The organism is Motiliproteus sp. SC1-56, from assembly GCF_017309075.1.
Lineage (GTDB): Bacteria > Pseudomonadota > Gammaproteobacteria > Pseudomonadales > Balneatricaceae > Motiliproteus.
On record NZ_JAEMGS010000005.1, the window covers coordinates 248,265 to 254,842 of the forward strand.

General features: G+C 62.4%; 4 protein-coding genes and 1 pseudogene. 3 read left to right on the forward strand and 2 right to left on the reverse strand.

From position 1 onward, the window contains the following. Together JGZ97_RS07785 and JGZ97_RS07790 are read left to right on the forward strand one after the other, a co-directional pair. Complete coding sequence (locus JGZ97_RS07785; RefSeq protein ID WP_207062046.1) at positions 1 to 504, forward strand: molybdopterin-dependent oxidoreductase; 504 nt, start codon at positions 1 to 3, stop codon at positions 502 to 504. A 5-nt stretch (positions 505 to 509) separates the two neighbouring features. After that, a complete protein-coding gene (locus JGZ97_RS07790) occupies positions 510 to 2,420 on the forward strand; it encodes a bifunctional diguanylate cyclase/phosphodiesterase (RefSeq protein WP_207062047.1) in 1,911 nt (636 codons plus the stop codon). Between the two features lies 1 nt (position 2,421). Here the strand turns inward: JGZ97_RS07790 and fghA are convergent, their stop codons facing one another. After that, entirely contained in the window at positions 2,422 to 3,267 is an 846-nt protein-coding gene (gene fghA, locus JGZ97_RS07795; protein WP_304609761.1) for an S-formylglutathione hydrolase, read from the reverse strand. A 61-nt stretch (positions 3,268 to 3,328) separates the two neighbouring features. Continuing rightward, positions 3,329 to 4,450: an S-(hydroxymethyl)glutathione dehydrogenase/class III alcohol dehydrogenase gene (locus tag JGZ97_RS07800; protein WP_242521596.1), complete on the reverse strand. Its 1,122-nt coding sequence runs from the start codon at positions 4,448 to 4,450 to the stop codon at positions 3,329 to 3,331. Positions 4,451 to 4,787: 337 nt separating this feature from the next. On the opposite strand from JGZ97_RS07800, the pseudogene JGZ97_RS07805 reads away from it, so the two are divergent. Continuing rightward, positions 4,788 to 6,578 (forward strand): annotated as a pseudogene (locus JGZ97_RS07805) (hypothetical protein); the annotation flags it as partial.

A 6,578-nucleotide genomic window follows, 5' to 3' on the forward strand; every position in this document is an offset into this window, starting at 1 on the left:
ATGCGGTCTGTACTGCACTTTCTGGCATTTCTATCGACCCTGGTTGTCTCCATCGAAGCCATCGCAGATCTGCCTTCTCCTTCAGAGCCGGTGCTCCTGACCATCTCGGGCAACATAGCCAATACCAACGACGAGGGCGCGGCCCATTTCGACCGCCCGATGCTTGACGCCCTGCCCCAACACCAGTTTGCAACCACAACCCCCTGGACCAAAGAGGTCAGCCGCTACGAAGGGGTGCTGCTGAGCGACCTGCTTGAGTACGTCAAGGCATCGGGACAGCACATGACCGCTGTTGCCCTCAACGATTACCGGGTCAAAATCGATCTCTCCGAACTCACCGGCTATCCGATAATCCTGGCCATGCGCAAGGATGGCAAGCCAATGCGGGTCCGGGATAAAGGCCCCCTGTGGATCCTGTATCCGATGTCGGACTACCCCGAGCTCGATCGGGCCAACCACCATGCCAGCATGGTCTGGCAGCTGCGCTCGCTACACATCGAGTAGAGCCGATGCCCCGTTCCCGAATCCTCAGGCTGCTCACCTTGATCGCCGTGGTGGGCATTTTCGCCGCCAGCACCCTGCTCAGTTACCAGAACCAAAACCAGGCCGCCAAGGCCAGTACCACCACCTGGAAATCCGGCGGTTGGGCCGCCGCGGAGCTGGAAGCGGACCTGAATAAGCTGCAAAACACGCTGCTGCGGGCAGGCATGAACGAAGCCACCCACGATGAACTCATGTTGCGTTTCGACCTGCTCTGGAGCCGCCTTGACACGGTGCGCCTAGGCCGCGAGGCCCGTGATGTGCGGGCGCTACCGGAGGCACAGCCGCTACTGGACAGCCTGCTCACCCACCTCCAAGCCCTGGAGCCACGGCTACTGGACTTCCAGCCCGGTGATCAAGCCCGGGCCCTCGCGCTCAACCAGCAACTGCAACCCTTTGCAGAGCAGGCCCGACGCCTTAACGTCGCCAGCTATATCGGCCAACAGACCCGCTCCAAACTGGACCGCGCATTCGAAGACCGCACCGACTTCAACCTGTCGATGATTGGCCTATTTTTGAGCGGCGGCTTACTGGTGGCGATGCTGGTCCGGGAAAACGCCCGTAATCTGCACCAGTCCCTCCATGACGCCCTGACCGGGCTGGCCAACCGCAAACAGTTCAATAGCGCCCTGGAAAAAGCCACAATGGAAGCCGAGCGCAGCGGCACCAAGCTCGGCATCCTGGTTATCGACCTCAATAACTTCAAGGAGGTCAACGACACCCTGGGCCATCACCTGGGGGATAAGCTGCTCAAGGTGGTCGCCCAGCGCTTGCGCCATTGCGTACGCAGCAGCGATACCCTGGCCCGGCTCGGGGGCGACGAATTCGCCGTCATCCACCGTGCGATCGACCAAGCCGAAGCTTCGGCGCGCCTGGCCCGCCGAATTGGCGAGCAACTGGCGCAGGAGGTCTCCCTGGATGGCCAGCAGGTACTCCCCTCCGCCAGCATCGGCGTCAGCGTGTTTCCCGACGATGCCGACACCGTGAACCAGGTGTTCATGAACGCCGACCTGGCCATGTACCGCGCCAAGCAGGACAGCGGGCAGAGCTACCGCCTGTTTGAACCGGCTATGAATGCCCAGATGCAACGCAGCAAACAGCTGGGAAGCGACCTGCCCGAGGCCCTTAGCAGCCATGCGGTGAGCCTGCATTACCAGCCCATCCTGCGCCTGTACGACCTGGAGGTGGTCGGGGTGGAGGCCCTTCTGCGCTGGCACCACCCGGAATACGGTTATGTGACGCCACCGGAAGCGGTCAAGGTCGCCGAGGAGCAGGGGCTGGCCAAGACTCTCGATGAATGGGTGCTGCGCCAGGTCTGCCTGCAACACTGTGCCTGGCAGGATCAAGGGCTACCGACCGTCCCCATCTCGGTGAATATCTCCCCGGCCATGTTTACTCAACACGACCTGGTGGCGGCTTTGAAGCCCATTCTGAAGGAGACCGCCATGCCGGCCCGCGACCTGATCCTTGAGGTGACGGAAGACACCATCATGCGCGACATGGAGCAATCACCCGCCGTCCTCTCCCGAATCAAGGCGTTGGGTGTCGGGGTGACGCTGGATAATTTCGGCTCCGGCTACTCCTCCCTGAGCCATCTCAAGCGACTGCCCATTGACCGCCTGAAGATGGACCGGGCGTTCATCGAGGATCTCAACCAGCAACCCAAGGAGCAGCGTTTTATCCGCAGCATTCTGTCCCTAGCGCAGAGCCTGGAAATCGAACGGGTCGCCGAGGGCATTGAACGGCAATCCAACCTCGACGATTTGCGCGCCGAAGGCTGCGAACTGGGCCAGGGGTTCCTGCTCTCACAGGCCCTCCCCGCGGAGGATTTCGCCGCCTACCTGCAGCGCCCGCCGCAGCCGATAGACGCCCAGAACTAGGTTACCCTTCGAGCCCAAGGTAACGGGCGTGAAAGTGCAGGTGGTCCTCGATAAAGCTGGCGACAAAAAAGTAACTGTGGTCATAGCCTGCGTGCTGGCGCAGGCAGAACTCGCCACCATTGGCCTTAGCCGCCAGTTCCAACGCCTCGGGCATCAACTCCCGCTGCCGAAACTCATCCGCCAGTCCCAGGTCAACCTGTATCGGCGGCACCCAGGCGGCTTCGGCCAGCAACTTGCTGGCGTCATAGTCGCTCCAACGGGATTCGTCTGCCCCCAGGTAGGCGCCAAAGGCCTTGCGTCCCCAGGGGGCCTTGACCGGGTTGCAGATGGGGCTGAAGGCACTGACCGAGGCGTAACGCTCGGGGTTGCGAAAAGCCAGTACCAGCGCGCCGTGCCCTCCCATGGAGTGACCGCTGATCGCCCGAGCCGCCGTCACCGGGAAGTGCTGTTCCACGAGGCTCGGGAGCTCATCCAGCACGTAGTCGTACATCCGGTAGTGGTCCCGCCAGGGCGTTTGGGTGGCATTTACGTAAAAGCCGGCGCCCTGGCCCAGGTCGTAGGCCACGTCATCGGCCACCCCCTCGCCTCGCGGGCTGGTATCCGGCATCACCAAAGCCAGCCCAAGGGCCGCCGCGACACGCTGGGCGCCCGCCTTCTGGGTAAAGTTCTCATCGGTACAGGTGAGCCCGGAGAGCCAGTAGAGCACCGGCACCCGCCCCCCGGCGTCTACCTGGGGCGGCAGGTACACGGAAAAGTTCATGGTGCAATCCAGCACCCTGGACGGGTGGCTGAAACGCTTCTGCCAACCGCCGAAGCAGCGGTTGGCGCTCAGTGGCTCCAGAGACATGGTGGGCTCCCTGCGGTGGCCTAAACGCTGACTGCTCAGCACCGTCGGGCTGTGCTTTGTTTCAACGGTGCTCGAACTGGATCACGGTACGAATGCTTTTGCCCTGGTGCAACAAATCAAACGCCTCGTTGATCCGCTCCAGCCCCATGCGGTAGCTGACAAAGGGTTTGAGGGGAATCTCGCCCCTAAGGTAGCGCTCCACGTAGCCTGGCAGCTCGGAACGCCCCTTGACCCCGCCAAAGGCGGAGCCGCGCCAGACACGCCCGGTCACCAGCTGGAAGGGGCGCGTGCTTATCTCCTGGCCGGCGCCGGCCACACCGATGATCACCGACTCCCCCCAGCCCTTGTGGCAGCACTCGAGGGCCGAGCGCATCACGTCCACGTTGCCGATGCACTCGAAGGAGTAGTCGACGCCGCCATCGGTAAGCTCGACGACTACCTCCTGGATGGGTTTGTCGTAATCCTTCGGGTTGATGCACTCGGTGGCGCCAAGCTGGCGCGCCAGGGTGAACTTGTCGGGATTGACGTCGATGGCCAGAATGCGGGCGGCACCGGCCATCTGCGCGCCGATAACCGCCGACAGGCCAACCCCTCCCAGGCCGAACACCGCGACCGTGGCCCCCTTTTCCACCTTGGCCGTGTTAAGCACCGCCCCCATGCCGGTGGTGACGCCACACCCCAGCAGGCAGACTTCGTCCAGCGGCGCCTCGGGGTTGATCTTGGCCAGGGCGATTTCCGGCAGCACCGTGTACTCGGCGAAGGTGGAGGTGCCCATGTAGTGAAAGAGGGGCTGGCCGTCCTTGTAAAAGCGACTGGTGCCGTCGGGCATCAGCCCCTTGCCCTGGGTTTCGCGAATTTTTTGACACAGGTTGGTCTTGCCCGAACGGCAGAATTTGCACTCACCGCACTCCGGCGTATAGAGAGGAATCACGTGATCGCCGACCCCGACGCTGGTGACCCCCTCCCCTACCTGCTCAACGATTCCCCCGCCCTCGTGACCGAGAATGCAGGGAAAATTGCCTTCGGGGTCCTCACCGGAAAGGGTGAAAGCGTCGGTGTGGCAGACACCGCTGGCCAACACTTTTACCCGCACCTCCCCGGCCTTGGGAGGCATCACCTCCACCTCCTCGATACGAAGCGGCTGCCCCGGCTCCCAGGCCACGGCGGCTTTACATCTGATCATGACTCGCGCTCCTCTGAATGTCCGTTGCCAATAGGGTGTGTTCCTTGGAGGAAGCCCTATCAGGATAGGAGGCACCGACTGATCTGTCCGGAGCTGAACGCAGGAAAGGATCTCTGCAAAGACCCCGGAGGGAACAAGACTCCCCATGATCCACCAGGGAATAGGCCACAAGACCAGTATTGATTTTTATCCCGTTTTGCTTATTGATCACTGTGAATTTCCATCGTAGTATCCACAACTTCAAACATTTGCGACAGGTGCTTCAGCACCCCATCTACGGCATGGATCGCCGTGGCGCCTGAATCAGACTGGCAACCTCAAACAGAAAGGGACTTCTATGGCACGGTATAACGGCACAGGCCTTAACGACACCCTCACCGGCGGCAACAGCGACGACGAACTCTACGGCCGTCGTGGCGACGACATGCTCAGCGGAGGCGCTGGCAACGACTACCTGGAAGGCGGTGAAGGCAACGACTACCTGGACGGGGGCAGCGGCTCTGACACCCTGATCGGTGGTGCCGGAGACGACACCTACATCGTCGACAGCAGCGCTGACGTCATTACCGAGCTGGCGAATGACGGCTACGACACCGTGCTGGCCAGCGCCGACTACACCCTCAGCGATAATATCGAAGTCCTCGAGCTGACCGGTAGTGACGATTTAAGCGGTACCGGCAACGCCCTGAACAACACCCTGCAAGGCAACAGCGGCAGCAACCTGCTCGATGGCGGCGCCGGCGCCGACATCATGATCGGTGGCGACGGCGACGACACCTACCGGGTGGACAATGCCGGCGATCGCGTCATCGAATTCGCCGGCCAGGGCGACGACACCGTCGAGGCGAGCGTCTCCCACACCCTCGCCAGCAACCTGGAAAACCTGACTCTCACCGGCAGCGAAAACATCAACGCTACCGGCAACACCCTGGATAACACCCTTACCGGCAACAGCGGCGACAACGTGCTCAGCGGTGGCGTCGGCCAGGATACCGCCATCTACCAGGGCAACTGGGACGAATACAGCATCCAGAAAAGCGGCGACGGCTTCACCGTCACCGACAGCGTGGCGGGCCGTGATGGCCGGGACACCCTCGACGGCATTGAGAAGCTGGTGTTCGCCGACCTGACCATGAACCTCGGCACCAACAACGCCTTGATCGGAACCGTGACCGTCGACGGCGACCCGGTGCGCGGCGCCACCCTCACCGCCAGCGCCGACCTGTTCGACGCCGACGGCCTCGGCGCCCTCAGCTACCAATGGGAGACCTCCACCGACGGCAGCACCTGGACCGCCGTCAGCGGCGCCACCGCCGATACGTACACCCTGGCCGACGCTGACGCCGGCAGTTATGTCCGCGTATCCGTCAGTTACGTCGACGGCTTCGGCACCCAGGAGAGCCTCTCCAGCGAATCCACCGAAATCATCGCCCACCAGCTTGGCACCGACGCCGACGACTACCTGGTCGGCACCAGCGCCGCCGATGTCCTTAACGGCGCCGGCGGCAACGACACCATCGACGGGCAGGCCGGCGCCGACACCCTGCTCGGCGGCACTGGCGACGATACCTTTATCGTCGACAATGCCGGGGATGTGGTGGTTGAGTTGGCGGGGGAAGGTAATGACACCGTGCACTCCACCCTCGATGCCTACACCTTGGCCGACAACGTGGAGAACCTGGTGGTGTCCGGATACACCGTTGCCGCCACCGGTAACGAGTTGGATAACTCCATCACCTCCACCTACAACTACTACCGTGCCAACGATATCCTGGATGGTGGCTTGGGCGCCGACACCATGACAGGCGGTAACGGCGACGACACCTACTACGTCGACAACGCCGGCGACCAAGTGGTGGAAAATGCCAACCAGGGCACCGACACCATCATCGCCAGCATCGACTACACCCTGGGTGACAACGTCGAGAACCTCACCCTCGCCGGTAGCGCCGACCTCAACGCCACCGGTAACGCCCTCGACAACGTCCTCACCGGTAACGACGGCAGCAACGTCCTCACCGGTGGGGCCGGTAACGATACCTATCACGTGCAGAACACCACCGATGCGATCGTCGAAGCAACCGGTGAAGGTACCGATACCGTTCACACCGGCGTCGACTACGCCCTG

Excerpts from the sequence above, each read along its gene's own strand:
- JGZ97_RS07785 (WP_207062046.1), top strand. The coding sequence starts at position 1 with ATGCGGTCTGTACTGCACTTTCTGGCATTTCTATCGACCCTGGTTGTC.
- JGZ97_RS07790 (WP_207062047.1), top strand. The coding sequence starts at position 510 with ATGCCCCGTTCCCGAATCCTCAGGCTGCTCACCTTGATCGCCGTGGTG.
- fghA (WP_304609761.1), bottom strand. The coding sequence starts at position 3,267 with ATGTCTCTGGAGCCACTGAGCGCCAACCGCTGCTTCGGCGGTTGGCAG.
- JGZ97_RS07800 (WP_242521596.1), bottom strand. The coding sequence starts at position 4,450 with ATGATCAGATGTAAAGCCGCCGTGGCCTGGGAGCCGGGGCAGCCGCTT.